This is a genomic window from Flavobacterium indicum GPTSA100-9 = DSM 17447, from assembly GCF_000455605.1.
Classification (GTDB): Bacteria; Bacteroidota; Bacteroidia; order Flavobacteriales; family Flavobacteriaceae; genus Flavobacterium; species Flavobacterium indicum.
In genome coordinates this window covers 1,528,760-1,554,656 of record NC_017025.1, presented here as the reverse complement: position 1 = coordinate 1,554,656, position 25,897 = coordinate 1,528,760, and the positions used below count along the sequence as shown (strand labels likewise).

At 30.5% G+C, this 25,897-nt stretch carries 26 protein-coding genes; 22 read left to right on the top strand and 4 right to left on the bottom strand.

Annotated elements, in window-relative coordinates; all coding sequences use genetic code 11:
* Window positions 1–42: 42 nt before the first annotated feature.
* A complete protein-coding gene (tsaE, locus tag KQS_RS07015) occupies window positions 43–459 on the bottom strand; it encodes a tRNA (adenosine(37)-N6)-threonylcarbamoyltransferase complex ATPase subunit type 1 TsaE (protein WP_014388498.1) in 417 nt (138 codons plus the stop codon).
* 15 nt (window positions 460–474) lie between these two features.
* A complete protein-coding gene (gene porX / locus KQS_RS07010) occupies window positions 475–2,055 on the bottom strand; it encodes a T9SS response regulator signal transducer PorX (protein WP_014388497.1) in 1,581 nt (526 codons plus the stop codon).
* A 99-nt stretch (window positions 2,056–2,154) separates the two neighbouring features.
* On the opposite strand from porX, the gene KQS_RS07005 reads away from it, so the two are divergent.
* The 9 genes from KQS_RS07005 to KQS_RS06965 all read left to right on the top strand — a co-directional run bounded on the left by KQS_RS07005 (window position 2,155) and on the right by KQS_RS06965 (window position 10,035).
* A complete protein-coding gene (locus tag KQS_RS07005) occupies window positions 2,155–3,381 on the top strand; it encodes an HD domain-containing protein (protein ID WP_014388496.1) in 1,227 nt (408 codons plus the stop codon).
* Window positions 3,382–3,417: 36 nt separating this feature from the next.
* A complete protein-coding gene (gene lpxD, locus KQS_RS07000) occupies window positions 3,418–4,434 on the top strand; it encodes a UDP-3-O-(3-hydroxymyristoyl)glucosamine N-acyltransferase (protein WP_014388495.1) in 1,017 nt (338 codons plus the stop codon).
* Between the two features lie 14 nt (window positions 4,435–4,448).
* Entirely contained in the window at window positions 4,449–5,843 is a 1,395-nt protein-coding gene (locus KQS_RS06995; protein WP_014388494.1) for a bifunctional UDP-3-O-[3-hydroxymyristoyl] N-acetylglucosamine deacetylase/3-hydroxyacyl-ACP dehydratase, read from the top strand.
* Window positions 5,844–5,845: 2 nt separating this feature from the next.
* The gene (gene lpxA, locus KQS_RS06990) at window positions 5,846–6,634 is read left to right on the top strand and encodes an acyl-ACP--UDP-N-acetylglucosamine O-acyltransferase (RefSeq protein ID WP_014388493.1); all 789 of its coding nucleotides are present in this window, start codon (window positions 5,846–5,848) and stop codon (window positions 6,632–6,634) included.
* A gap of 31 nt (window positions 6,635–6,665) precedes the next feature.
* Window positions 6,666–7,226 (top strand): elongation factor P, encoded by a 561-nt coding sequence (gene efp / locus KQS_RS06985; protein WP_014388492.1) that lies wholly within the window; start codon window positions 6,666–6,668, stop codon window positions 7,224–7,226.
* Window positions 7,227–7,298: 72 nt separating this feature from the next.
* Window positions 7,299–8,228: a UDP-3-O-(3-hydroxymyristoyl)glucosamine N-acyltransferase gene (locus tag KQS_RS06980; RefSeq protein WP_014388491.1), complete on the top strand. Its 930-nt coding sequence runs from the start codon at window positions 7,299–7,301 to the stop codon at window positions 8,226–8,228.
* Window positions 8,228–8,590 carry a hypothetical protein gene (locus tag KQS_RS06975; RefSeq protein WP_014388490.1) on the top strand — a complete coding sequence of 121 codons (363 nt, stop codon included), beginning with the start codon at window positions 8,228–8,230 and terminating at the stop codon, window positions 8,588–8,590. Before KQS_RS06980 ends, KQS_RS06975 begins: the two co-directional genes overlap by 1 nt.
* A gap of 74 nt (window positions 8,591–8,664) precedes the next feature.
* On the top strand, window positions 8,665–9,537 hold the full coding sequence (sucD, locus tag KQS_RS06970; protein ID WP_014388489.1) for a succinate--CoA ligase subunit alpha: 873 nt from the start codon (window positions 8,665–8,667) through the stop codon (window positions 9,535–9,537).
* A gap of 72 nt (window positions 9,538–9,609) precedes the next feature.
* Window positions 9,610–10,035: a hypothetical protein gene (locus KQS_RS06965; protein WP_014388488.1), complete on the top strand. Its 426-nt coding sequence runs from the start codon at window positions 9,610–9,612 to the stop codon at window positions 10,033–10,035.
* A 46-nt stretch (window positions 10,036–10,081) separates the two neighbouring features.
* Here KQS_RS06965 and KQS_RS06960 read toward each other — a convergent pair whose 3' ends face one another.
* On the bottom strand, window positions 10,082–11,284 hold the full coding sequence (locus KQS_RS06960) for a cytochrome-c peroxidase (RefSeq protein ID WP_014388487.1): 1,203 nt from the start codon (window positions 11,282–11,284) through the stop codon (window positions 10,082–10,084).
* A gap of 170 nt (window positions 11,285–11,454) precedes the next feature.
* On the opposite strand from KQS_RS06960, the gene fabG reads away from it, so the two are divergent.
* The gene (fabG, locus tag KQS_RS06955; RefSeq protein WP_014388486.1) at window positions 11,455–12,201 is read left to right on the top strand and encodes a 3-oxoacyl-[acyl-carrier-protein] reductase; all 747 of its coding nucleotides are present in this window, start codon (window positions 11,455–11,457) and stop codon (window positions 12,199–12,201) included.
* Window positions 12,202–12,220: 19 nt separating this feature from the next.
* On the top strand, window positions 12,221–14,248 hold the full coding sequence (locus tag KQS_RS06950) for a hypothetical protein (protein WP_014388485.1): 2,028 nt from the start codon (window positions 12,221–12,223) through the stop codon (window positions 14,246–14,248).
* A 7-nt stretch (window positions 14,249–14,255) separates the two neighbouring features.
* Here KQS_RS06950 and KQS_RS06945 read toward each other — a convergent pair whose 3' ends face one another.
* Window positions 14,256–16,349 carry an LTA synthase family protein gene (locus KQS_RS06945; RefSeq protein ID WP_014388484.1) on the bottom strand — a complete coding sequence of 698 codons (2,094 nt, stop codon included), beginning with the start codon at window positions 16,347–16,349 and terminating at the stop codon, window positions 14,256–14,258.
* 72 nt (window positions 16,350–16,421) lie between these two features.
* Between KQS_RS06945 and KQS_RS06940 the strand changes: the two genes are divergently transcribed.
* From KQS_RS06940 to KQS_RS06890, 11 genes are all read left to right on the top strand, one after another.
* Window positions 16,422–16,922, top strand: a complete 501-nt coding sequence (locus KQS_RS06940) for a DUF2231 domain-containing protein (RefSeq protein WP_014388483.1) — start codon at window positions 16,422–16,424, stop codon at window positions 16,920–16,922.
* Window positions 16,923–17,188: 266 nt separating this feature from the next.
* The gene (hisG, locus tag KQS_RS06935; protein WP_014388482.1) at window positions 17,189–18,046 is read left to right on the top strand and encodes an ATP phosphoribosyltransferase; all 858 of its coding nucleotides are present in this window, start codon (window positions 17,189–17,191) and stop codon (window positions 18,044–18,046) included.
* Window positions 18,047–18,060: 14 nt separating this feature from the next.
* Complete coding sequence (hisD, locus tag KQS_RS06930) at window positions 18,061–19,344, top strand: histidinol dehydrogenase (RefSeq protein ID WP_014388481.1); 1,284 nt, start codon at window positions 18,061–18,063, stop codon at window positions 19,342–19,344.
* Window positions 19,341–20,381, top strand: a complete 1,041-nt coding sequence (hisC, locus tag KQS_RS06925) for a histidinol-phosphate transaminase (RefSeq protein WP_014388480.1) — start codon at window positions 19,341–19,343, stop codon at window positions 20,379–20,381. Before hisD ends, hisC begins: the two co-directional genes overlap by 4 nt.
* Window positions 20,381–21,520: a bifunctional histidinol-phosphatase/imidazoleglycerol-phosphate dehydratase HisB gene (gene hisB, locus KQS_RS06920; RefSeq protein WP_014388479.1), complete on the top strand. Its 1,140-nt coding sequence runs from the start codon at window positions 20,381–20,383 to the stop codon at window positions 21,518–21,520. The genes hisC and hisB overlap by 1 nt, the downstream gene beginning before the upstream one ends.
* Window positions 21,517–22,098, top strand: a complete 582-nt coding sequence (hisH, locus tag KQS_RS06915) for an imidazole glycerol phosphate synthase subunit HisH (protein WP_014388478.1) — start codon at window positions 21,517–21,519, stop codon at window positions 22,096–22,098. The genes hisB and hisH overlap by 4 nt, the downstream gene beginning before the upstream one ends.
* Before the next feature lie 2 nt (window positions 22,099–22,100).
* Window positions 22,101–22,823 carry a 1-(5-phosphoribosyl)-5-[(5-phosphoribosylamino)methylideneamino]imidazole-4-carboxamide isomerase gene (hisA, locus tag KQS_RS06910; protein WP_014388477.1) on the top strand — a complete coding sequence of 241 codons (723 nt, stop codon included), beginning with the start codon at window positions 22,101–22,103 and terminating at the stop codon, window positions 22,821–22,823.
* 43 nt (window positions 22,824–22,866) lie between these two features.
* A complete protein-coding gene (gene hisF / locus KQS_RS06905; protein ID WP_014388476.1) occupies window positions 22,867–23,622 on the top strand; it encodes an imidazole glycerol phosphate synthase subunit HisF in 756 nt (251 codons plus the stop codon).
* A gap of 4 nt (window positions 23,623–23,626) precedes the next feature.
* Entirely contained in the window at window positions 23,627–24,247 is a 621-nt protein-coding gene (hisIE, locus tag KQS_RS06900) for a bifunctional phosphoribosyl-AMP cyclohydrolase/phosphoribosyl-ATP diphosphatase HisIE (RefSeq protein WP_014388475.1), read from the top strand.
* 77 nt (window positions 24,248–24,324) lie between these two features.
* Window positions 24,325–24,720: an acyl-CoA thioesterase gene (locus KQS_RS06895; RefSeq protein WP_014388474.1), complete on the top strand. Its 396-nt coding sequence runs from the start codon at window positions 24,325–24,327 to the stop codon at window positions 24,718–24,720.
* A 127-nt stretch (window positions 24,721–24,847) separates the two neighbouring features.
* Window positions 24,848–25,864, top strand: a complete 1,017-nt coding sequence (locus KQS_RS06890; RefSeq protein ID WP_014388473.1) for a dipeptide epimerase — start codon at window positions 24,848–24,850, stop codon at window positions 25,862–25,864.
* Window positions 25,865–25,897: the final 33 nt, after the last annotated feature.

Below are 25,897 nucleotides of genomic sequence, written 5' to 3'. Positions count from 1 at the left end.
TTGAAGCCAAGTTAGTCAATTTTTACTTAAAAAGAAATCTGATTATTCATTTTTTAATACTAATTCTCTTTTTCCATTTGGTAATAAATTAATAATAATAGCAGCGTGGTCTAAAGGAATTAGATGTGGAATTTTCTCGGGCCATTCAATAAAACACCAATTACCAGAATAAAAGTATTCGTCAATTCCTATATCATAGGCTTCTAATTCATTGTTTATTCTGTATAAATCAAAATGGTAGATTGCTTCTCCTGTTTTTGATTCATATTCATTTACTAGAGAGAATGTTGGGCTACTTGAATTGTTAGTAACTCCTAATTGTTTTGCTAATTCTTTTATTAAAGTAGTTTTTCCAACACCCATATTGGCATGAAAAGTAATTACTTTTTTTAAATTAGAAGTGGCCAAAATTTCTTTAGCCACTTCACTTATTTCTTCTAAACTAAAAATTTTTGTCATTATTAATGATATATTTTATTTAGGATTCAAAACTATACAAGGAATAATCATCTCTTCTAATGAAATCCCTCCATGTTGGTAGGTATTTCTGTAATAACTCACATAGTGATTAAAATTATTTACATAAGCTAAGAAATAATCACTTTTAGCAAAAATAAAGGAACTTGTCATATTTATGGAAGGTAATCCAATTTTTTTAGGATCTTTAACGACATAAACATCTTTTTCTTCATACGTTAAGCTTCTTCCTGTTTTATAACGAAGATTTAAACTGGTATTTTTATCTCCTATTACTTTTGATGGGTTTTTACAATTAATTGTACCGTGGTCGGTTGTAATGATTAATTTAAAACCGTGTTGTTGTCCTAATTGAATCAATTCTAAAAGGGGGGAGTTTTTAAACCAACTTAAGGTTAAAGAACGATAGGCTTTGTCGTTTGAAGCTAATTCTTTCACTACATCCATTTCAGTTTTAGCATGTGAAATCATGTCTACAAAATTGTAAACAATAGTTGTTAAATCGTTGTTTTTTAATGATTTAAAATTCTCAACTAATTTTCTACCGTCTCGTTGATTGACAATTTTATAATATTCATGTTTAATGTTTAAACCTAATCGTTTTAATTGTTCAGTAAGGAAATCGGCTTCATGCAAGTTTTTTCCACCCTCATCGGTGTCGTTTTTCCAATATTGAGGGTATTTTTTTTCCATTTCTACTGGTAATAATCCGGAAAAAATGGCATTTCTAGCATATTGTGTAGCAGTTGGTAGTATTGAAAAATAACTTACTTCTTTTTCAGGTTTGTAATGATTGTAAACTATGTTTTCAAAAGCTTTCCACTGATCATAACGCAGGTTGTCAATAACTACAAACAAGATTGGCTTATCTTTTTTACGAATTTCTGGAGCAACTAATTCGCCAAATAATTTATGTGAAAGTATTGGTTTATCTGCTTTTTCTTCAGCTGAACCTTGACGAACAGATGTGTCAAACCAATCTTCATAATTACGCTCAATAAATTTTCCAAATTGTAAATTTGCTTCTGTTTTTTGACTCTCCAATATTGAAATCATATTTTGATCTTCAATATTTTCTAATTCAATTTCCCAATACAATAATTTTTTATACAATTCAATCCAATCCTCAAAAGAATTTACCATAGCTAAATCCATAGCTATTTTACGGAATTCTTTTTGATAATCTAAGGTTGTTTTTTCAGAAACTAAGCGAGAATGATCTAAGTTTTTCTTTAAACTTAAAAGAATTTGATTTGGATTTACAGGTTTAATTAAGTAATCTGCAATTTTACTTCCTATGGCTTCTTCCATGATGTATTCTTCCTCACTCTTAGTAATCATAATTACAGGTGTGGTCGATTTAAATTCTTTCATTTCAGAAAGCGTTTCTAAACCAGATAAACCAGGCATGTTCTCATCTAAAAAAACAATATCAAAGTTATGTTCTTTATATAAATCAATGGCGTCTTGTCCATTATTGCATGTTGTTACTTCATAATTTTTCTTTTCTAAAAAAAGAATGTGTGGCTTTAATAAATCAATTTCGTCGTCTACCCAAAGGATTTTAATTGTATTCATGGTTTTTATAATTTAATTAAGTGCAAGTTACTACAGTCAAACGTAAATTTTCTTAAAAATTGTGTAAAAGTTTTATATTTGTTTACAAAAAATAATCTTGTGAGCCAGATAAATAAACTTAAAATACTTAACGACCCAATTTATGGATTCGTAACTATTCCGAATACTTTAATTTATGATTTAATTCAACATCCTTATTTTCAACGATTAAGGCGTATTTCTCAAATGGGAATGTCGTATTTGGTTTATCCTGGCGCACATCATACCCGTTTCCATCATGCACTTGGATGTATGCATATTATGCAAAAAGCGGTTCAAACATTACGCTTTAAAGGGGTTTCGATTTCTAATGAAGAAGAAAATGCATTGTATGTTACGATTTTATTGCACGATATAGGGCATGGACCTTTTAGTCACGCGTTGGAACACAGTGTTATAGAAGTACATCATGAAGAACTTTCTTTGCTTTTTATGGAGCAATTAAATAAAGAATTTGATGGAAAATTAAGTTTAGCAATTCAAATTTTTAAAGGAGAGTACCACAGAAAATTCATGTTGCAATTGATATCTAGTCAATTAGACATGGATCGAATGGATTATTTGAAAAGAGATAGCTTTTATACGGGTGTAAACGAAGGAAATGTCAATAGTGAGCGTTTAATACAAATGTTAAATGTTAAGGATGATTTCTTAGTAATGGAGGAGAAAGGAATTTATTCTATTGAAAAATTTTTAATGGCCAGAAGATTAATGTATTGGCAGGCTTATTTGCATAAAACAAGTGTTGTGGCAGAATTAATTTTAACCAAAATATTAAAAAGAGCAAAAGAGTTGGTTGTAAAAGGGGAAGAATTATTTGGAAGCTCATTTTTAATAAACTTCATGAAAAATAAATTTGAATTACAAGATGTAAATAAAGAAGTTTTGGATCAATTTTCAAATTTAGATGATTATGATGTTCTTGGAGCAATTAAACAATGGCAATTTCATAATGATTTTGTATTGAGTAGTTTGTGTAAAATGCTTATCAATAGACATCTACTTAAAATTGAAATAACAGAAGATAAAATAGATAAAATCAAATACTTAGAATTAAAAGAAAAATATATTTCAGAATACAACTTGTTGGAAAAAGATATAGAGTATTTTGTTTTTAAAGGCAAACTTAAAAATGAAGCATACAGTAAATCAAGCGAGCCTATACGTATTTTGAAAAAAGATGGAACAATTGAAAATGTTGTAGAGGCATCGGACCAAATGCATTTAAAAGCATTGTCAAAACCTGTGACTAAATATTTTATTTGTTATCCAAAAGTAATTGATTAATTTAGAGTTTCATTTTATTTTTATATTTTTGCCGAGATGAAGTTTACAGCGCAACAAATTGCAGGCATTTTGGAAGGTGAAGTAATAGGTAACCCAAATGCTGAAGTATATAAATTAGCTAAAATTGAAGAAGGAACTCCGGGTTCATTAACCTTTTTAGCCAATCCAAAATATATAAATTACATTTATTCAACTGCAGCAACTATTGCTATAGTAAATAAATCTTTTGAACCAGAACAAGAAGTTTCAACTACACTTATTAAGGTAGACGATGCTTATAAGTCTTTTTCAAAATTATTGGAATATTACAACCAAATTAAATTAATGAAGTCCGGTATTGAACAACCTTCAGTTATTTCAGAAGGCACAACTTATGGGGACGATTTATATTTAGGAAGTTTTTGCTATGTTGGGCAAAACGTAAAAATTGGAAATAACGTAAAGATTTATCCTAATAGTTTTATTGGTGATAATGTTGAAATTGGTGATAATTGCATACTCTTTGCTGGAGTTCGTGTTTATTCAGAAACAGTTTTAGGTAAAAGTGTTACTATTCATTCTGGTACTGTAGTTGGTTCAGATGGTTTTGGATTTGCTCCACAAGAGGACGGTTCGTATAAAAAAGTTCCTCAAATTGGAAATGTAATTATAGAGGATGATGTAGAAATTGGTTCATGTTCTACAATCGACAGAGCCACTTTAGGTTCTACAATAATTAGAAAAGGAGTGAAGCTTGATAATCATATTCAAATTGCACACAATGTTGAAATTGGTGAAAATACGGTAATTGCCTCTCAAACGGGAATTGCGGGTTCAACAAAAGTTGGAAAAAATTGTATGATTGGAGGACAAGTAGGAATTGTTGGTCACATTACAATTGGTGATAATGTAAAAATACAAGCACAATCCGGAATTGCAAAAAGCTTAAAGGATGGGGAAGTAGTTCAAGGAAGTCCCGCTTTTAATTACGGTGATTTTGCAAAATCATTCGTGCATTTCAAAAATTTACCTTCAATAGTAAAAGATTTAGAAAATTTAAAAAAGGAAAAATAATTTATAAATAAACCATGGTCAAGCAAACTACCATAGCACAAGAAATTTCATTAACTGGTGTAGGATTACATACGGGACAAAATGTTGTTATGACTTTTAAACCAGCACCAGTAAATAACGGTATTACATTCGTAAGAGTTGATTTAGAAGGTCAACCTATTATTGAAGCAGACGCAAATTATGTAGTTAATACACAACGAGGCACTAATTTAGAAAAATTAGGTGTTATGATTCAAACTCCTGAGCATGTTTTAGCAGCAGTTGTTGGTTGTGATGTTGACAATGTTATCATTGAACTTAATGCGTCAGAATTACCAATTATGGATGGTTCTTCTAAATATTTTGTTGAAGCTCTAGAAAAAGTTGGTATAGTTGAACAAGAAGCACAAAGAAAAATATATGTTGTAAAAGATGTTATTTCTTATACAGATGAAGCAACTGGCAGTGAAATTACAGTAATTCCTAGTGATCACTATTGTGTAACTGCTATGGTCGATTTTGGTACTAAAGTTTTAGGTACTCAAAATGCAACTATGAAAAATATTGCTGAATTTAAAACGGAAATTGCAGATAGTAGAACTTTTAGTTTTTTACATGAATTAGAAGCTTTGTTAAATAATGGATTAATTAAAGGAGGTGATTTAAATAATGCAATTGTTTATGTTGATAAAGAAATTTCACCAGAAACAATGGAAAATTTGAAAAAAGCTTTTAATAAGGATGAAATTTCAGTAAAACCAAATGGAATTTTAGATAATCTTACTTTACATTATCCAAATGAAGCTGCTCGTCATAAATTATTAGACGTAATAGGAGATTTGTCGTTGATTGGAACTAGAATTCAAGGAAAAGTTATCGCAAATAAACCGGGTCATTTTGTAAATACTCAATTTGCAAAAAAAATAGCAAAAATTATTAAAATTGAAGAGCGTAACCAAGTTCCAACGTATGATTTAAATAAAGAACCATTGTTGGATATTCACGGGATTATGAATCTTTTACCTCATAGACCACCTTTTTTATTAGTAGATAAAATATTAGAATTGTCTGAAACACATGTTGTTGGTTTAAAAAATGTTACAATGAATGAACCATTCTTTGTTGGACATTTCCCTGGGGCTCCTGTAATGCCGGGTGTTTTGCAAATAGAGGCAATGGCTCAAACAGGCGGAATTTTAATTTTAAGTACGGTTCCAGATCCAGAAAATTATTTAACATACTTCATGAAAATTGATAATGTGAAGTTTAAAAATAAAGTTTTACCAGGAGATACATTAATTTTTAAATGTGATTTAATTTCGCCAATAAGAAGAGGTGTTTGTCACATGCAAGCGTATGCGTATGCTAATGGAAAATTAGTTTCAGAAGCAGAATTAATGGCTCAAATTGTAAAAGTTAAAAACGATTAATTATGAATCAACCTTTAGCATATGTTCATCCTGGTGCAAAAATTGCACGTAATGTTGTAATTGACCCATTTACAACTATTCACAGTAATGTAGAAATAGGAGAGGGTACTTGGATTGGATCCAATGTTACTATCATGGAAGGAGCAAGAATTGGTAAAAATTGTAATATTTTCCCTGGAGCTGTTATTTCAGCTGTACCTCAAGATTTAAAATTTGGAGGAGAAGAGTCCTTAGCTATTATTGGTGATAACACAACTATTAGAGAGTGTGTTACAATTAATCGCGGAACAGTAGCTTCTGGAAAAACAGTAATTGGTAAAAATTGTTTAATCATGGCTACGGCTCACATTGCACATGATTGTCATATTGGTGATAATGCTATTATTGTTAATGGCGTTGCTTTAGCTGGACACGTTACTGTTGGTGATTTTGCTGTAATTGGTGGTTTAGCTGCTGTACATCAATTTATTTCAATTGGCGATCATGCTATGATTTCTGGTGGAAGTTTAGTTAGAAAAGATGTACCTCCATTTACGAAAGCTGCAAAAGAACCACTTTCTTATGTTGGAATTAATTCAGTTGGTTTGAGAAGAAGAGGATTTTCAACAGAAAAAATTAGAGAAATTCAAGATATATACAGAATTTTGTATCAAAAAAATTATAATACCACGCAAGCTTTAAGTATTATTGAAGCAGAAATGGAAGCTACTCCTGAAAGAGATGATATCATTCAATTTATTAGAAATTCTTCTCGAGGTATTATGAAAGGTTATACAGGAAGTACACTATAATAGAAAATATTAAACTAAATAATTTTTAAAAATGGCTACAACAGCAGATATTAAAAACGGGTTATGTATTAAATTTAACCATGATATTTATAAAATTGTTGAATTCTTACACGTTAAACCTGGAAAAGGACCAGCTTTCGTTAGAACTAAATTAAAGTCTTTAACAAATGGAAAAGTGTTGGATAATACATTCTCAGCTGGTCACAAAATTGAAACAGTTCGTGTAGAAACACATACTTTTCAATATTTATATAATGAAGGTGTAGATTTTCATTTTATGAACACTGAAACATTTGAGCAAATTACCCTAAATAGAGATGTTCTAGATGCTCCGGATTTATTAAAAGAAGGAACTAATGTAATGGTACAAATCAACACTGAAACAGATATGCCTTTAGCAGTTGATATGCCTGCCAATATTATTTTAGAAGTAACTTATGCAGAACCAGGAGTAAAAGGTAATACAGCTACAAATGCTACTAAACCTGCAACTGTAGAAACTGGAGCAACAGTAAACGTTCCTTTATTTATTAATGAAGGTGATAAAATTAAAATTGATACTGCCACAGGTAAGTATATGGAAAGAGTATAATTTTGTACTTGTGAAATAGTGAATAGTTTTTAAAATTATTCACTATTTTATTTTGTACTCATAAAAATATAAATGAAGTTTTATAAAAAATATAGTTTAAAAGAAATCTCGGAAATAATTTCATGTAAATATATTGGAGATCCTAATTTTCCTGTTCTAGGTATGAATGAAATTCATGTGGTAGAACCTGGAGATATTGTATTTGTAGATCATCCAAAATATTATGATAAAGCTTTACAATCAGCCGCTACTATTGTTTTAATAAATAAAGAAGTTGAATGTCCAGAAGGAAAGGCTTTGCTGATTTCTGATGATCCTTTTAGAGACTTCAATAAATTAACACAATACTTTAGACCTTTTACAAATGCTGCTGTCTCAATTTCTTCAACAGCAACAATTGGAGAAGGAACCATTATTCAACCAAATTGTTTTATTGGTAATCATGTAGTTATTGGTAAAAATTGTATTATTCATTCAAATGTTTCTATTTATGACCATTGTGTTTTAGGTGATAATGTAATTATTCAAGCAGGGACAATTATAGGTGCAGATGCTTTTTATTATAAAAAACGTCCTGAAGGATTTGATCAATTATTATCTGGAGGTAGAGTAGTTATAGAGGATTGTGTTGGTATAGGTGCTCTCTGTACTATTGATAGAGGAGTTACAGGTGATACAACAATTGGTGAAGGTACTAAAATAGACAACCAAGTGCATGTTGGTCATGATACTTTAATTGGTAAAAAATGTTTAATAGCGGCTCAAACTGGTATTGCGGGTTGTGTAGTTATTGAAGATGAAGTTACTTTATGGGGACAGGTGGGAACAACTAGTGGCATCACAATTGGTGAAAAAGCTGTTGTTTTAGGTCAAACAGGTGTAACAAAATCAATAGAAGGAGGAAAAACGTACTTTGGAACTCCAATTGAAGAATCTAGAGAAAAATTAAAACAACTAGCAAATATTAAAAAAATTCCTGATATTATTGAAAAATTAAAGTAATGACAAATAAAGAAATTATCCTTGAAATTTATCAGAATGATGGATTAAGAAATCGTGATTTTTTAAATGAAGTGTTATTGCCACAATTTGAAATGGAATGGCAAAGCTCTTCTGATTTAACAATTCTTGATAAAAATCAAATATTAAACCTTGCAGATGAATTAAAAGGTAATTATGCAACTTCAAATATTGATATTAACTATCTAATTGAAGAAGAAAATAAAATTTGTATTGCTTATAAACATTTTGCTACAACAATTGAAAATACTAGGGATTTTCAATTAATTGCACGTTTTATTACAATTTGGGAGTTTGAAAATGGTAAAATTTTAAAAGGATATCAAATTAGCAAACCTACCTAAAAAAAAGATAGAAAAAATTAAAATATTTCTATCAAAAAACTTACTTTTGCTCAACATTAAAAAAAAATAACATCATGAGTGTTTTAGTTAATAAAAATTCAAAAATAATCGTTCAAGGTTTTACAGGAAGTGAAGGAACTTTCCACGCTTCTCAAATGATTGAATATGGAACAAACGTTGTAGGTGGTGTAACTCCAGGTAAAGGTGGTTCTACTCACTTAGATAGACCTGTATTTAACACTGTTAAAGATGCTGTAGTTCAAGCTGGTGCTGATACATCAATTATTTTTGTTCCACCTGCATTTGCAGCGGATGCTATTATGGAAGCTGCGGATGCTGGAATTAAAGTAATCATTTGTATTACAGAAGGTATTCCTGTAGCAGATATGATTAAAGCTTATGATTATATTAAAGGAAAAGACTGCCGTTTAGTAGGTCCTAACTGCCCAGGAGTAATCACTCCAGAAGAAGCTAAAGTTGGTATTATGCCAGGTTTCGTTTTCAAAAAAGGTACAGTTGGAATCGTTTCTAAATCAGGTACTTTAACATACGAAGCTGCTGATCAAGTTGTTCGTCAAGGATTCGGAATTACTACAGCTATTGGAATTGGTGGAGATCCAATTATTGGAACTACAACAAAAGAGGCAGTTGAATTATTAATGAACGACCCTGAAACTGAGCTAATTATCATGATTGGTGAAATCGGAGGACAATTAGAAGCGGATGCAGCTAAATGGATCAAAGCTGATGGTAATAAAAAACCAGTAGTTGGATTTATTGCAGGTGAAACTGCTCCTAAAGGTAGAACAATGGGTCACGCGGGTGCTATTGTTGGTGGTGCTGATGATACAGCAGAAGCTAAAAAACGCATCATGAGAGAAAACGGAATTCATGTTGTAGATTCTCCTGCTGAAATTGGTAAAAAAGTAAAAGAGATTTTAGGATAATAATCTTAAAAAAATAGTAATAGTAAAGCTCCATCAGTTTTCACTTGATGGAGCTTTTTAATTTTATAAAATATGTTTAAAGAATTAGAAAAATTTAAAAATAGCAATAGTTTTGGTTATACAACGAATGATAATTTGGAAATCGTTTGTAATGCTCCTGAAAATGCAGTCGGTGTGTTTTTAGTTTTTGATGTTAAGGACAATGAAAAAGAACTAATCATGGTAGGTTCAACTGGAACAGTGCAAAATAATGGTGAACTAAAGATTAAAAGTAATTTGTTTGATAAAATTGTAAATGGAAGTCAATTTACAAAATCGGCCAGAAAATTCTCATGGCCAACACAAATGAAGAAAGAAGATATTACACAATTAGAAGTAGTTTGGTATGTTACTTTTAATGATGAAATTAAATGTATTCCAACCTATATTGAAGGGTATTTGCTTCAAAATCATTTTGAAGAAAATGGTAAACTTCCAAGATGGAATGTAGCATTCTAAAATAAGTTACTAAAAAAAATCCCAATACTATGTATTGGGATTTTTTTTAATTTGGAAATGGATTGCTCCACTTTGCATTGGTATAAACGTCAGTTCCTGAGAGTGTTCTTAAGAAAGCAATTACCGCATCTACTTCATTCTGTGTTAAATTTAATTGTTGACCTACTCCGTTTGGTGTTAATCTTGGATCTAAATTGGTATTTCCCGGGGCAATTGTAATTGTGCCATAATGACCAATCGCAGCTTGTAAACTTGTAATGACTCCAGTATGCATGAGTTGTCCATTTAAAGTACCGTCATTTCTAACTAAATTTCTAAGAGATGGTGCTTTTGTATTGGTTACATCTATTCCTGTACCAGCAATTGTACCAATAATGCCATTATTTTTTGAATTTGGATCAATGTCAAATTCTGGTGCTCTATGACATCCAGCACAACCTAAGCCTCCGCCAGTTCTTGATCCACTTGCATTAAATGTTGGTGGGGTTAAAAAAAGATTTTTACCCTGATTTTCTTGTTGTGTGAAATTAGAAAAAGGTACACCATCATTTGGCGCTAAAGCTCTTCCTGTATCATATTTGGAGTCAAATGATTGTATACTTCTAATAAATTGAGCAAGTGCAGTTTGAATTTTAATTTCTGTAATTTCTTGATTGCCATAAGCAAATTGGAATAATTCTTTGTAATAATTTTTAGCACTTAACTTTACTAATAAATCATTAAAAGACAAATCACCATTTAAACCACTAAAGCCCATTTCTCCATGATCTTTAATAGGCATAGTTGTTTGTTGTTCTAAAGTTAAAGCTCTTTCATCCCAAAAAAAATGAGTTTCTGTAGCAAATCTAGAATTTACTAATCGCATAGAATGTCTTCCTGTAGTACCATTGACTCCTGTACTTGCTACCACATTATCTCCAAATGCAAACTCTTGTTTATGACATGAAGCACAAGAAATAGAATTGTTAGAAGATAAATTTTTGTCGTAAAATAAAACTCTTCCTAAGGTAGCTATTTTATCATTAATGCTATTTCCAGCAGAATTATCTTTTGTTATATAGCTTGGAATCGTTTGATTTGCATAATTGTACAAATGATCTAAGTCTAAATTAGTACCAAAAGTTGCTACTACATTGGGATAAGAATTAGAATATGATGAAGATGGAATTGATTCGTAATCGTCATCATTATTGCAACTAATAAATGCAATACAACATATCAATCCTAAGAGATTTGTTAGTTTTTTCATAAGGTAGAAATTAAGTTAGTTGTTAATAAGACTATAAAATTTAGAAAAGGTTTAAAAGTGCTTTTTAATTACTTTAAAATATTACTATATTTGACTTCATTTTAAACAAAACAAACAAAACCATAATTAGAGTTGTTTTAAATTACAACTTTTAAAATTTGATTATTATTATGAAATTATTAGAAGGAAAAGTAGCAATTATTACTGGCGCAAGTAGAGGTATTGGAAAAGGAATTGCTGAAGTTTTTGCTAAAAATGGTGCAAATGTTGCATTTACGTATAGTTCATCTGCTGAATCAGCTATGGCTTTAGAAAATGAATTAACAGCATTAGGCGTAAAAGCTAAAGGCTATAAATCAAATGCTGCTGATTTTAATGAAGCTCAAAAATTAGTTGACGATGTGATTGCTGAATTTGGTACGGTTGATATATTAATAAATAATGCGGGTGTTACTAAAGACAATTTGTTGATGCGTATGTCGGAAGAAGATTTTGATTCGGTTATTGATATTAACTTGAAATCAGTTTTTAATATGACAAAAGCTGTGCAAAAAATTATGTTGAAAAATAGAGCAGGTTCTATCATTAATATGAGTAGTGTGGTAGGGGTGAAAGGAAATGCAGGTCAAGCAAATTATGCTGCCTCTAAAGCAGGTATGATTGGATTTACTAAATCAATTGCATTAGAATTAGGTTCAAGAAATATTCGTTGTAATGCTATAGCACCTGGATTTATTGAAACAGAAATGACTGCCAAGTTAAATGAAGATGTCGTAAAAGGATGGAGAGAATCTATTCCATTGAAACGCGGTGGATCTCCTGAAGATATTGCAAATGTGTGTGTGTTTTTAGCATCAAACATGAGTGCCTATGTAACAGGACAAGTTCTTAATGTTGATGGCGGAATGTTAACCTAATTATAATTAAAAAAAACAAATGACAACAAGCACAGTACTATTACTTTTACTTTCAGTTTTAATTGCAAGTGCTGTTTCATTTTATCATTATTTATATAAAGCCGATAAACAATTGAAAATCAATTGGATATTGGCTTTATTGCGTTTTACATCAATTTTCTTATTGTTATTGCTGCTTATAAATCCTGTAATCTCCAGTAAATCCACGGAAATAAACAAAATTCCGTTAGCAATAGTAACAGATAATTCTTCTTCTATAAAAGAATTAAAAGCAGATCAAAAAGCATTGGAATTAACCCAAATTTTAAAGAATAATGCTGAATTGAAAAATAAGTTTGATATTCAACATTATTCATTTGATGCGGATTTTAATTCTAATACAAATCTAGATTTTAAAGGGAAACAATCCAATATTGATTTAGCGGCTCAAAATTTAAAACAATTAAATAAAAATATTTTCTATCCTGTAATTTTGTTATCAGATGGTAATCAAACGGTTGGAAATGATTATGTGTATAGTTTTCAAGAATCAGCTACAGTTTATCCAGTAGTTTTGGGTGATACTACAACTAATTTTGATATTAAGATAAATCAATTGAATGCCAATAAGTATGCCTTTTTAAAAAATAAATTTCCAGTTGAAGTTTTTGTACAATACAACGGTACTAAAAATGTTTCAGCAAACTTTATGATTGAAAAAGGAAATACAAAAGTTCATTCACAAACGATATCTTTTACAAATGCTTCTAAAGTGCAATCTTTTCAGGTATTATTAGAAGCCGATAAAGTTGGAATTCAAAAATATAAAGCATCCATTCGTTCTTCCAATCAAGAACAAAATTTGTATAATAATGTTAAGAATTTTGCAGTTGAAGTTATTGATCAAAGAAAAGAAATTGCAATTATTTCAGACATCACTCATCCAGATTTAAGTGCTCTAAAACGCGCTATTGAGTCTAATGAACAACGTAAAGTAACTTTTATTAAACCTAATGAAGTCAATGATTTACAAAAATACAATCTGTTGATTTTGTATCAACCAACAAGTTTGTTTAAATCAATAATTGATAAAAATAAAAATCTTAAAATAAATACTTTTATTATATCTGGACTTAGCACTGATTTTAATTTTTTAAATCAAATACAATCCGATTTAGATTTTAAAATGTCACAGCAAAAAGAAGATTTTAGTGCTACATTTGAATCTAATTTCAACTTATTTGCTCAAAAAGATATTCAATTTAGTAGTTTGCCTCCATTACAAAATAAATTTGGGAAAATCATCGAGAAGTCAAGCGTTGCAACATTATTGAAAGCGCAAGTAAATGGAGTGTCTTTTGAAAATCCAATTTTAACCTTTTCTGAAAAAGGAGCTAATAGAACAGCGTATTTATTAGGTGAGAATATTTGGAAATGGCGATTAGAAAGTCATCTAAACAATCAGTCATTTGAAGATTTTGATCAATTTATAGATAAAATAATTCAATATTTAGCAACTAATTCATCAAAAAAGTCACTTATTGTTGAACATGAAAGTTTTTATAATTCAGGTGAAACAATTGGTATCTTTGCTCAATATTTTAATAAAAATTATGAATTAGATGAAACTGCTAATTTATCTATTCAATTAATCAATAATAGAACAAAAAAAGTTAAAAATTACAGTTTTTCAAAAGCAAATCAAGGATTTGAAGTGAATTTTGACGGACTTGAACATGGAAATTATAGTTTTAAAGTAAAGGAAAATAACAGTAATGCTTCTTATTCAGGATCTTTTGAAGTATTAGATTTTGATGTAGAAAAGCAATTTGTTAATCCAGATAAAGAAAGATTAGAACAACTCGCACTTCAAAATAAAGGTCAGCTTTTCTTTCCTAATCAAATAGATCAACTAATTCAAAAATTAACTGAAAAAGGTACCTATTTACCTATTGAAAAATCGGTTGTAAAGACCACTCCTTTAATTGAATGGTTAACTTTGCTTATTTTATTAATTGCTTCTTTAGCCTCGGAATGGTTTGTTAGAAAGTATAATGGATTATTATAATTATTGATTATTTTGTTCCATGAATTGCTTGATATTTATGATTTTTAAGAAGTAAAGCAGCCTCTTCATAAAATGCAATTGTTTCAAATTCTAGTTTTTTATTAATTTTAGTATTTGCTAATTCATCAAAATGAATTTCATAATTTGAATTTGATTTAGGTTTCAAAACAAATTGTTTTACTCGTTTTACCGGTGAAATAATAGTTAAATAATTATCTTTTATATAGCCTAAATCCTGATATGTAGCAATAAATGCTCTTGGTGTATAAGTAGGATTAAAAATGTTTTCACCGAAAAATTTACTTCTATATTTAAAATTTAATAGACCTAAAGCTGTAGGCATTAAATCGATTTGCGACATAAGCGTATTACATTTTTGTGATTTTATGAAGCCTGGGGCGTAAATCATCGCTGGAATTCTATATTTTTCCAATGGTAATTCAACTTTTCCAGAACTTGATGCACAATGATCTGCAACAATTACGAAAACAGTATTTTTAAACCAAGGTTGTTTTTCAGCAAGTGCAAAAAATTGCTTCAAAGCATAATCGGTATATTTTACACCACCATTTCTTGATTTTGAATTTGCTGGAATATCAATTTTACCATCAGGATAGGTAAATGGCCTATGATTACTAACAGTCATCCAATGGTTAAAAAAAGGTTTTCCTGTTTGGTATTCAGCATTCATTACCTTAATTGCCTTTTTAGCCATATCTTCATCACAAACGCCCCAAATATTCGAAAAACTTATTTCGTTAGGTTTTAAACTGGATTTATCAACAATATCATAGCCATTACCCTTATAAAAATCTTGCATGTTATCAAAAAAGGCATCTCCACCATATAAGTATTTTATTTGATAACCTTTACTTTTAAATATACAACCCGTGCTGAATTTGTTTTTATTATCTTTTCTTTTCACAACACTTTCGCCTGGTGTTGGAGGTAAACATAAAGTTACTGCTTCTAAACCACGAACGGTTCGGTTACCTGTAGCATATAAATTGGTGAAAAATAAACTTTTATCTGCTAATTCATCTAAGAAAGGGGTGATGTTTTCAGTATTTCCATAGTGTTTCATAAATTCAGCACTCATGCTCTCAATAGTAATCAACACAACATTTTTATGTATTTCTTTTTCAGTGGGTTGAATATGAACGGTGTTTTGATTCAACTTGATATGTGTTGTGTTTTCAAAATTAGCTAATTCATTCTCAGGTAGGGTGTCATAAAATTTCATAAAATCTAATTCACTATTCATGAATGCTAAATAGAATTTATAAAGACCGTTACTTTGTAATTCATTAGTGAAAACATTGGAAGAATCTTCTTTTTTAGCAAGATTTGGAATGGTAAATAAAGCTAAAGCAATTAAAGCAAGTTGACCTAAAACAATGCTAATCTTAGCTTTTATATTAGGAATTTCATCTAAATATTTTTTAGATTTTTGAATAATAAAATAGGTAGATAAAACTGATACAATTCCAATTATTGAAAATAAAGGAACTACAGGATAAGATTCCATAATATTTCCAATTACGGTATTCGTGTATACTAAATAATCTACAGCAATAAAATTATACCGTACCCCAAATTCATTCCAAAAAAAGAACTCGCTTACAGCGTTTTGGATAATTAATAAAACAAATAGAAAAATGGTAAAAGAAAATAATACAAAACGAATTTTTTTTCTATTCTTTTCAAAAAATAATAATAGAGCAAACAAAATTGTTTTAAGTCCTACAAAAGCTAATCCTATTTCAGGAAGTACGCCACCATATTCACTTAAAATACTTTTTCCTGAAGCTATATAGAGTAGTGTACATACAAATATTCCTAAAATAAGGTATCCGTAGGGTTTTTTAAATTTTGAATCAGATATGAAAATTAAATATAACCACAATATAAAGCCAATAAGTACAAAGACAAATAAATCATTTAAAATTCCAAATGAAAAAATTTTTAGATAATCTACAAATGAAAAATGACTTTGTGTTATGGGATGAATTAATAAAATTACACGAGTTAGTAGACTTACAATTAAATAAAACAAGGCAATATTTTTATAAACAACGTGGTGTTTAAGTAAATTTTTCATAAATTTGATTAAATATATTCAAATATATTAAAAAAAGAATTATAATAATTTTAGAAACAATATAAATTAGCTATGAATGAAGCGCATATACACATGTTGGTAAACCATTTCCCTATCATTGGATTATTTTTTGGTTTGGGGTTAGTATTGTTTGGTTTAGTAAAAAAGAATTCAGTTTTAAAATCGGCCGCTTTTGTTATATTAATTATCTGTGTCATTTCTGGTCAATTAGCCATGATGACAGGGGATAAAGCTGAGCATTTTGTTGAAGATTTACCTGGTTTTTCGCATGAGGTTATTCATGAACATGAAGAAGCAGCAGAGGCATTTATGATTCCTATGTATATTTTAGGAGTTGCTTCAATTGTTGGATTATATGCTCAGTCAAAAAAGCTTTCTTTTGAAAAATGGATTTCCTATTTAGTTCTAGTTTTAGGAGTAGTTTGTGTATTTTTATCAAAAAATGCAGGTACAACAGGAGGAGAAATTCGTCACACTGAAATTCGTGAAAATGATTCAACGTTTTCTAATTCAAACACTTCCAATCAAGTAGAAGAAGAAAAAAATGAATAATTTTAAATAATTATAAAAAATATTTGTTTTTTAAATTCTAATTCAATTAAATTTGCAAAATCAAATAACAAAGAAAATATGTTTTTAAATCAATTACATCATCATCATCATTTATTCCACGCTCAAGCGAGGTAGTGATGCTATGATTGTAATCTAAATATAACTACTAACCCGTTTGAGTTCATCAGGCGGGTTTTTTATTTTAGTTAAGTTAATTTCTCCCTCCCGTCTGGTGTTTCTCAAATAAATTTAAAATTAAATTTAACATGAACACCTTAAAAATTGCTATTCAAAAATCGGGTCGACTTAATGAAGACAGCCTTAAAATTTTAAAAGATTGCGGAATTTCTGTGGATAATGGAAATGACCAATTGAAAGCAACCGCTTCAAATTTTCCATTGGAGATTTTATTTTTACGTAATTCGGATATTCCTCAATATTTAATTGATGGGGTGGCAGATATTGCTATTGTCGGAGATAATCTTTTAGTTGAAAAAGGAGGCGCTATTGAAGTTGTTGAAAAATTAGGTTTTTCAAAATGTAAAGTTTCGATAGCTGTTCCTAAAACAGTGAACTACAATTCAATTGAAGATTTAGATGGGAAGCGCATTGCTACTTCATACCCCAACACGGTTTTAAATTATTTTAAATCTAAAAATGTCAATGTAGAGATTCACCAAATATCAGGTTCAGTTGAAATTGCACCGAATATTGGTTTGTCAGATGCTATCGTAGATATTGTTTCTACAGGGAGCACGCTTTTTAAAAATAATTTAAAAGAAGTGGAAGTAATCTTGAAAAGTGAAGCAGTTCTAGCTGCATCTCCAAATTTATCAGAAGAGAAGAAAGTACTTTTGGATAAATTAATTTTCAGAATTCAATCGGTTTTAAAAGCAAGAAAATCAAAGTATATTTTGATGAATGTACCAAATGATAAAATTGCAGAAATTAGCTCAATTCTTCCCGTATTAAAAAGTCCGACGGTATTGCCTTTAGCAGAAGCAGGCTGGAGTAGTGTACATTCTGTAATTAATGACGATCAGTTTTGGGAAGTTATTGATCAATTAAAAAATGCAGGAGCCGAAGGAATATTAATTTGTCCAATTGAAAAAATGGTATTATAACAACACAATACATTATGAAAGTTTATCTAAACCCAAGTCAAAATGATTGGTCTGAATTACTTAAAAGACCAACAGATTCAATAGCTGATTTACAAAATACAGTTACGGATATTTTTAAAGAAGTTCAACAAAAAGGTGATAAAGCAGTAGATAAGTACACCTCTTTTTTTGATGGTGTAATTTTAAATTCAATTGAAGTAACGAGTGTTGAAATTCAAGAAGCTATTGAACAAGTACCCATTGAATTAAAAGAAGCAATTCAATTAGCCCAGTCAAATATTGAAAAATTTCACCAGGCACAAAAAACAGAAAAGGTTGCAGTTGAAACCGCTAAGGGTGTAATTTGTTGGCAAGAAAAAAGACCTATTCAGAAAATTGGATTGTATATTCCTGGAGGTTCGGCGCCTTTATTTTCAACCGTTTTAATGTTAGCGATTCCAGCTAAATTGGCGGGGTGTAAAGAGATTGTATTGTGTTCTCCTCCTAACAAAGAAGGCAAAATCAATCCGGCTATTTTATATGCGGCTCAATTATGTGGCGTGACTAAAATTTTTAAGGTTGGAGGCATTCAAGCAATAGCGGCATTGACATTTGGAACAAAAACAATTCCTCAAGTATCTAAAATATTTGGACCAGGAAATCAATATGTAACAGTAGCGAAACAAATAGCAACCAATTACGGTATCGCTATTGATATGCCAGCTGGTCCGTCTGAGTTATTGGTTTTAGCTGATGAAACGGCAAATGCTTCTTATATTGCTTCAGATTTATTGAGTCAGGCTGAACATGGTGCGGATAGTCAGGTGGTTTTAGTAACTACTGATTCAAATTTAATTTCAGCTGTTCAACAAGAAATTGAGCTACAAATTAAAAAGTTACCCCGTAAATCTATAGCTGAAAAAGCAATTTTGAATTCCCGCTTTATTTATTTCAAAGATAAAGAATCGGCTATGGAATTTGTGAATGAATATGCTCCTGAACACTTAATTATTGTTTCAAAAGAGGAAGATTTTTATTTAGATAATTTGCAAAATGCTGGTTCAGTATTTCTTGGTAATTATACTCCAGAAAGTGCAGGAGATTATGCTTCAGGTACAAATCATACATTACCTACGAATGGCTATGCTAAAAATTATAGTGGTGTAAATCTAGATAGTTTTATGAAAGCCATGACGTTTCAAAAAATTTCAAAAGAAGGCATACAAAATATTGGTAAAGCCATAGAAATAATGGCAGAAGCTGAAGGGCTTCAAGCGCACAAAAATGCCGTAACATTGCGATTAAAAGATTTAGTATGAGTTATAATATCCTGGATTTAGTCCGACCAAACATTAAAAAAATGCAACCTTATTCCTCTGCTCGTGATGAGTTTAAAGAGGGTAGTGAGTCGTTTATTTTTTTAGATGCCAATGAGTCGCCTGTCGATAATGGAATCAATAGATATCCAGATCCACAGCAAAAAAAGTTAAAAGAAGTAATTTCAAAAAGAAAAGGAATTGATAGCAATCAACTGTTGTTGGGTAATGGTAGTGATGAAGTATTAGACTTAATTTTTAGAGCATTTTGCGAGCCTAATATTGATAATGTCATTACGTTGCCACCGACTTATGGAATGTATGCAGTTTTAGCAAATTTGAACGCTGTTGAAAATAGAGAAGTGTTGCTCGATTCAAATTTTGAACCCAATGTTGACAGTATTTTGAAAACAATCGATGACCGAACTAAAATTGTCTTCCTATGTTCTCCAAATAACCCAACGGGAAATACATTTTCATCAGAGCGAATTGAAAAAATTCTATCTTCATTCGGTGGATTGGTTGTAATTGATGAAGCATATATAGATTTTTCAGAAAAGAAGAGTTGGTTGTCGGAATTAGAATTGTATCCCAATTTAATCATTTGCCAAACACTATCAAAAGCGTATGGGATGGCCGGATTACGAATTGGTAGTTTGTTTGCTTCTGCGGATATCATATCAATTCTGAACAAAATTAAACCGCCGTATAATATTAATGTTTTATCACAAGAAAAAGCATTTGAAGAATTGCTGAATATAAATAAATTAAAAAATACAATTATTAGTATTAAAGAAGAAAAAGAGAGATTAATTAAAGTATTACTTGAAGTTAATTTTGTGAAAAAAGTTTATCCATCTGACACCAATTATTTATTAGTTGAAGTCGATAATGCTCTAAAACGTTATGATCAATTGCTTAAAAATGGAATAGTGGTTCGTAACCGCTCTTCACAGCCCTTATGTAGCAATTGTTTGAGAATTTCAATTGGAACTTCAGAAGAAAATGACAAATTAATTCAAATTATAAAACAACTCTAATGGCACAAAAAATATTATTTATAGATCGAGACGGGACTTTAGTTTTAGAGCCTGAAAATTATCAATTGGATGATTTATCTAAAGTAGAATTTTACCCAAACGTATTTAATTGTCTGAATAAAATCGTAAATGAATTGGACTATGAATTAGTAATGGTTACTAATCAAGACGGTTTAGGAACAGTTAGTTTTCCAGAGGAAACTTTTTGGCCTACGCATAATTTTATTATAAAAGCTTTTGAAAATGAAGGTATTGTGTTTAAAGAGGTTTGTATTGACAAAAGTTTTCCTGAAGAATTAGCACCTACTCGAAAACCTAGAACGGGGATGTTAACGAATTATTTTGACAGTGATAAATATGATTTAGCAAATTCATTTGTAATTGGAGATCGAATGACAGATGTTGAATTGGCTAAAAATTTAGGTTTAAAAGCCATTTATATCAAAAATGATGCTCAATTAGGTATCAATGAATTAGCTAATGACAACACAACTTTAGAAGAGTCAATTGCCTTGCAAACCACCCAATGGCAAGATATATATGAATTTTTAAAATTAGAAAAGCGAAGTGCCACGATTCATCGCAAAACAAATGAAACGGATATTTTTATTTCATTACAATTAGATGGAACTGGAAAAAGTAGAATTGAAACAGGATTACCCTTTTTTAATCATATGTTAGACCAAATTGCGCGTCACGGTCAAATGGATTTAGAAATTAACGTTAAAGGCGATTTAGAAGTGGATGAACACCATACAATTGAAGATACTGCAATAGCTTTGGGTGAAGTATTTGCTTCTGCATTGGGAAATAAATTAGGTATTGAGCGTTATGGATTCTGTTTGCCTATGGATGATTGCTTAGCTCAAGTGGCGATTGACTTTGGGGGTAGAAATTGGTTGGTTTGGGAAGCCGTTTTTAAACGTGAAATGATTGGTCAATTGCCAACAGAAATGTTTTTTCACTTTTTCAAATCCTTTACAGATGGGGCTAAAGCGAATTTGAATATAAAAGCGGAAGGAACTAATGAACATCATAAAATTGAAGCTATTTTTAAAGCTTTTGCTAAAGCAATTAAAGTAGCCGTAAAAAGAGATCCAAACAAAATGATTTTACCAAGTACAAAAGGAATGTTATGAAAATTGCACTAATAGATTATGGTGCCGGTAATGTGCAAAGTGTGCTTTTTGCACTCGAACGTTTAGGGTATCAAGCAACAGTCACAGATGATCCAAATACAATTAAAAAAGCAGATAAAGTTATTTTTCCTGGTGTTGGAGAAGCGAGCAGTGCTATGCAAATGATTCATAATAAAAAATTAGATACAATTATTCCTGCCTTAACCCAACCTGTTTTAGGGATTTGTTTAGGAATGCAATTGCTTTGTAGCTCTTCGGAAGAAGGAAATGCAAAGGGATTAGGAATATTTGATATTCAAATTAAACGTTTTTCAAACCAATTGAAAGTGCCTCAAATGGGTTGGAATACGATTACTAATTTGAAGACAGAATTATTTAAAGGCATAAATGAAGAAGAATACATGTATTTGGTTCATAGTTATTATGCACCCGTCAATACGTATTGTATTGCAACTACGAATTACGGTATTAATTATGCCACAGCCATTCAAAAAGATAATTTCTATGGAGTACAATTTCACCCTGAGAAAAGCGGTAAAGCGGGTGAACAAATCTTGTTTAATTTTTTAACTATTTAACAATGAGAATTATACCTGCAATCGATATCATTGATGGAAAATGTGTACGATTATCTAAAGGAGATTATTCAACACAAAAAATATATAATGAAAACCCTTTAGAAGTAGCTAAAGAATTTGAAGCACACGGAATTCAATATTTGCATTTAGTGGATTTAGATGGGGCTAAATCCAACCGTATTATCAATTATAAAATTTTAGATCAAATAGCGACTAAAACAACTTTAAAAATTGATTTTGGCGGAGGATTAAAATCAGATGAAGATTTAAAAATTGCTTTTGAATGTGGTGCAAATCAAATTACGGGAGGTAGTATTGCAATTAAAAATCCGACTGTTTTTGAAAATTGGATTCAGAAATATGGTGCGGATAAAATTATTTTAGGTGCTGATGCAAATAATAAAAAAATAGCAATTTCAGGTTGGTTAGAAGAATCAACGCAAGAGGTTATTCCTTTTATTAAAAATTATCAAAGTAAAGGAATTGAATATGTTATCTGTACAGATATTGCTAAAGACGGCATGTTAGAAGGTCCGAGTTTTGATTTATATCAAGAAATTTTATCTGAAACAACTAATTGTAAATTGATTGCATCTGGAGGAATTTCAACATTTGATGAATTACCAAAATTAGCTGAGCTTGGTTGTGAAGGAACGATCATTGGTAAAGCAATTTACGAAGGAAGAATTAGTTTAAAACAACTAGAAAACTATATTATTAATTAAACCACCCTTGAAGGGTCTAACCCTTCAAGGGTAATTATTCCATATGCTTACAAAAAGAATAATCCCTTGCCTTGACATTAAAAACGGTCGAACCGTTAAAGGTGTCAACTTTTTAGAACTTCGAGATGCTGGAGATCCGGTAGAATTAGCCAAAAAATATGCCGATACTGGGGCTGATGAATTAGTCTTTTTAGATATTTCAGCAACCGAAGAACGCAGAAAAACATTAATTGATTTAGTTCGAAAAGTCGCTGCAAGTATTAACATACCTTTCACTGTTGGTGGGGGTATTTCTTCTGTTGAAGATGTTGATTTTTTACTGCGCAACGGTGCTGATAAAGTTTCCATTAATTCTTCTGCGGTACAAAATCCCGATTTAATTAATCAAATTGCAGCAAAATATGGAAGTCAATGTACAGTAGTTGCTGTGGACGCCAAAGAAATTAATGGAGAATGGATGGTGCATTTGGTTGGGGGTAAAGTTCCAACCGAAATTAAACTTTTTGATTGGGTTGTAGAAGTTGAAAAAAGAGGCGCAGGTGAAATTTTATTTACATCAATGAATAATGATGGTACTAAAAACGGATTTGCCAATGAAGCATTAGCTCAAATTTCACAATTGGTAAATATTCCCATTATTGCCAGTGGAGGCGCAGGAACCATGCAACATTTTGCAGATGCATTTACACATGGTAAAGCAGATGCCGCCTTAGCAGCTAGTGTTTTTCATTACAATGAAATTGCTATTCCAGATCTTAAACAGTTTTTAAAACAACAAAATATTGAAATTAGAATTTAAAAAAATGAATATAGATTTTACTAAAAATACGAATGGATTAATTCCTGCCATCATTCAAGATGTTGAAACTAAAAATGTCTTGATGTTGGGATACATGAATCAAGAAGCATTTGATACAACACTTTCAACCAATAAAGTTACATTTTTTAGCAGAACTAAAAACCGATTATGGACAAAAGGTGAGGAAAGTGGTAACTTTTTAAACCTAGTTTCTTTTGCTTTGGATTGTGATAATGATACGTTATTAATTCAAGTTAAGCCTGTCGGACCAACATGTCACAAAGGAACAGCTACGTGTTGGAACCAAAACAATAGTCAAAATTACGGATTCATCACAAAATTAGAAAATACGATTCGTGAACGTAAGGAACTTTCGGAATTAAGTTCTGACCTACGTCAGAATAACAATAGTTATGTAGTTTCTTTGTTTGAAAAAGGCATTAATAAAATTGCTCAAAAAGTGGGTGAAGAAGCAGTAGAAGTAGTTATTGAAGCTAAAGATTCTAATGATGATTTGTTTTTGTCTGAAAGTGCTGATTTGTTGTTTCACTATTTAATATTATTACAAGCCAAAGGCTATCAATTGAATGATGTGGTGAATGTATTGAAAAATAGAGAAAAGTAATAGTTGTATTAATAAAAGCAACTACTTAACCTTTCTAAGTTCTATGGTTTTTTATAATTTTATGAAAAATAAAAATTATGAGATTTCATACACGAAAATGGGTAAAACCAGAAGATTTAAATGCCAACGGAACACTTTTTGGAGGAAAATTATTGGCATGGATAGACGAAGAAGCAGCATTATATTCTATTGTACAGTTAGAAAATCCAAAAGTGGTTACTAAATACATGAGTGAAATTAATTTCATGAGTGCAGCTAAACAAGGCGATATAGTCGAAATTGGCATTGATGTTGTGAAGTTTGGAACTTCTTCATTAGTGCTTCGTTCAGAGGTTAGAAACATGATGACACGTGAAAAAATAATTACTATTGAAAATATTACAATGGTAAATTTAGACGAACAAGGCAAACCAAAACCACATGGAAAAACACAAATTGAATTTGTAGAAGATCGTTTAGGAAATGTTGAATAATTTTAAACATATAAGTAATTTAAGTTTTTTTCTTTTCTTTGTTAAGCTAACTTATATTGAACTTAAAAGTAGTTAAGGATATAACTACCTATAAATTTAGCTCATATGACTTATATGTTAAAAAAATATGCAAGTAAAACTTCATCATTACAACTTAAAGTTAAAAGACAATTTTAAAATCTCACGATTGTCTTTTGATGTCAAACCGTCTTTAATTGTTGAACTAATTAGTGATGGATTTTCGGGTTATGGTGAAGCGACTGAAAATGCTTATTATCATTTAGATACGTTTCAAATTGCGGAAGATATTCTCATAAATAAAGCGTTTATTGAATCACAGATAGGTTTGAAACCAGAAGAATTTTGGACTAATTTACAACCACTATTTAAAGATAATCTTTTTGCTTTATGCGCTTTAGATGAAGCGTACCACGATTTATATACTAAAAAATTAGGTGTAAAATTATACGAGTATTGGAAGCTTCAACCTAAAAATTTACCCTTAACGAATTACACAATTGGTATTGCAGAAATCCCGAAAATGATAGAGAAAATGAGGGCTATGCCTTGGCCTTTGTATAAAATCAAATTAGGTACAGCTGATGATATAGAAATAATTAAAGCCTTACGAAAAGAAACCAATGCTATTTTTCGTGTGGATGCTAATTGTGGTTGGACGGTTGAGGAAACCATTGAAAACTCGAAAATTTTTAAAGATTTAGGTGTCGAATTTATCGAACAACCTTTAAAAGCAGACGATTGGGAAGGTTGTAAGGATGTTATGAAACATTCGGTTTTACCCATTATTGCTGATGAAAGTTGTATTGAAGAAGAAGATGTTGTGAAATGTTTCAATCATTTTCATGGGGTAAATATTAAATTGATGAAATGTGGCGGATTAACACCTGGTTTGCGAATGATTAAAAAAGCAAAAGAATTAGGATTGAAAACTATGGTAGGCTGTATGACTGAATCTACAGTCGGAATTTCAGCCATTGCACATTTGTTGCCTTTATTAGATTTTGTGGATATGGATGGGGCTTTATTGTTGGAAAAAGATATTGCAACGGGTGTTTCCATTGATTTTGGAAAAACGATATATAGCAATGAAAATGGAACAGGAGCTAAATTAATGTGCCAATAAGTCAATTTGAATATGTAACCATAAAAAATAGTT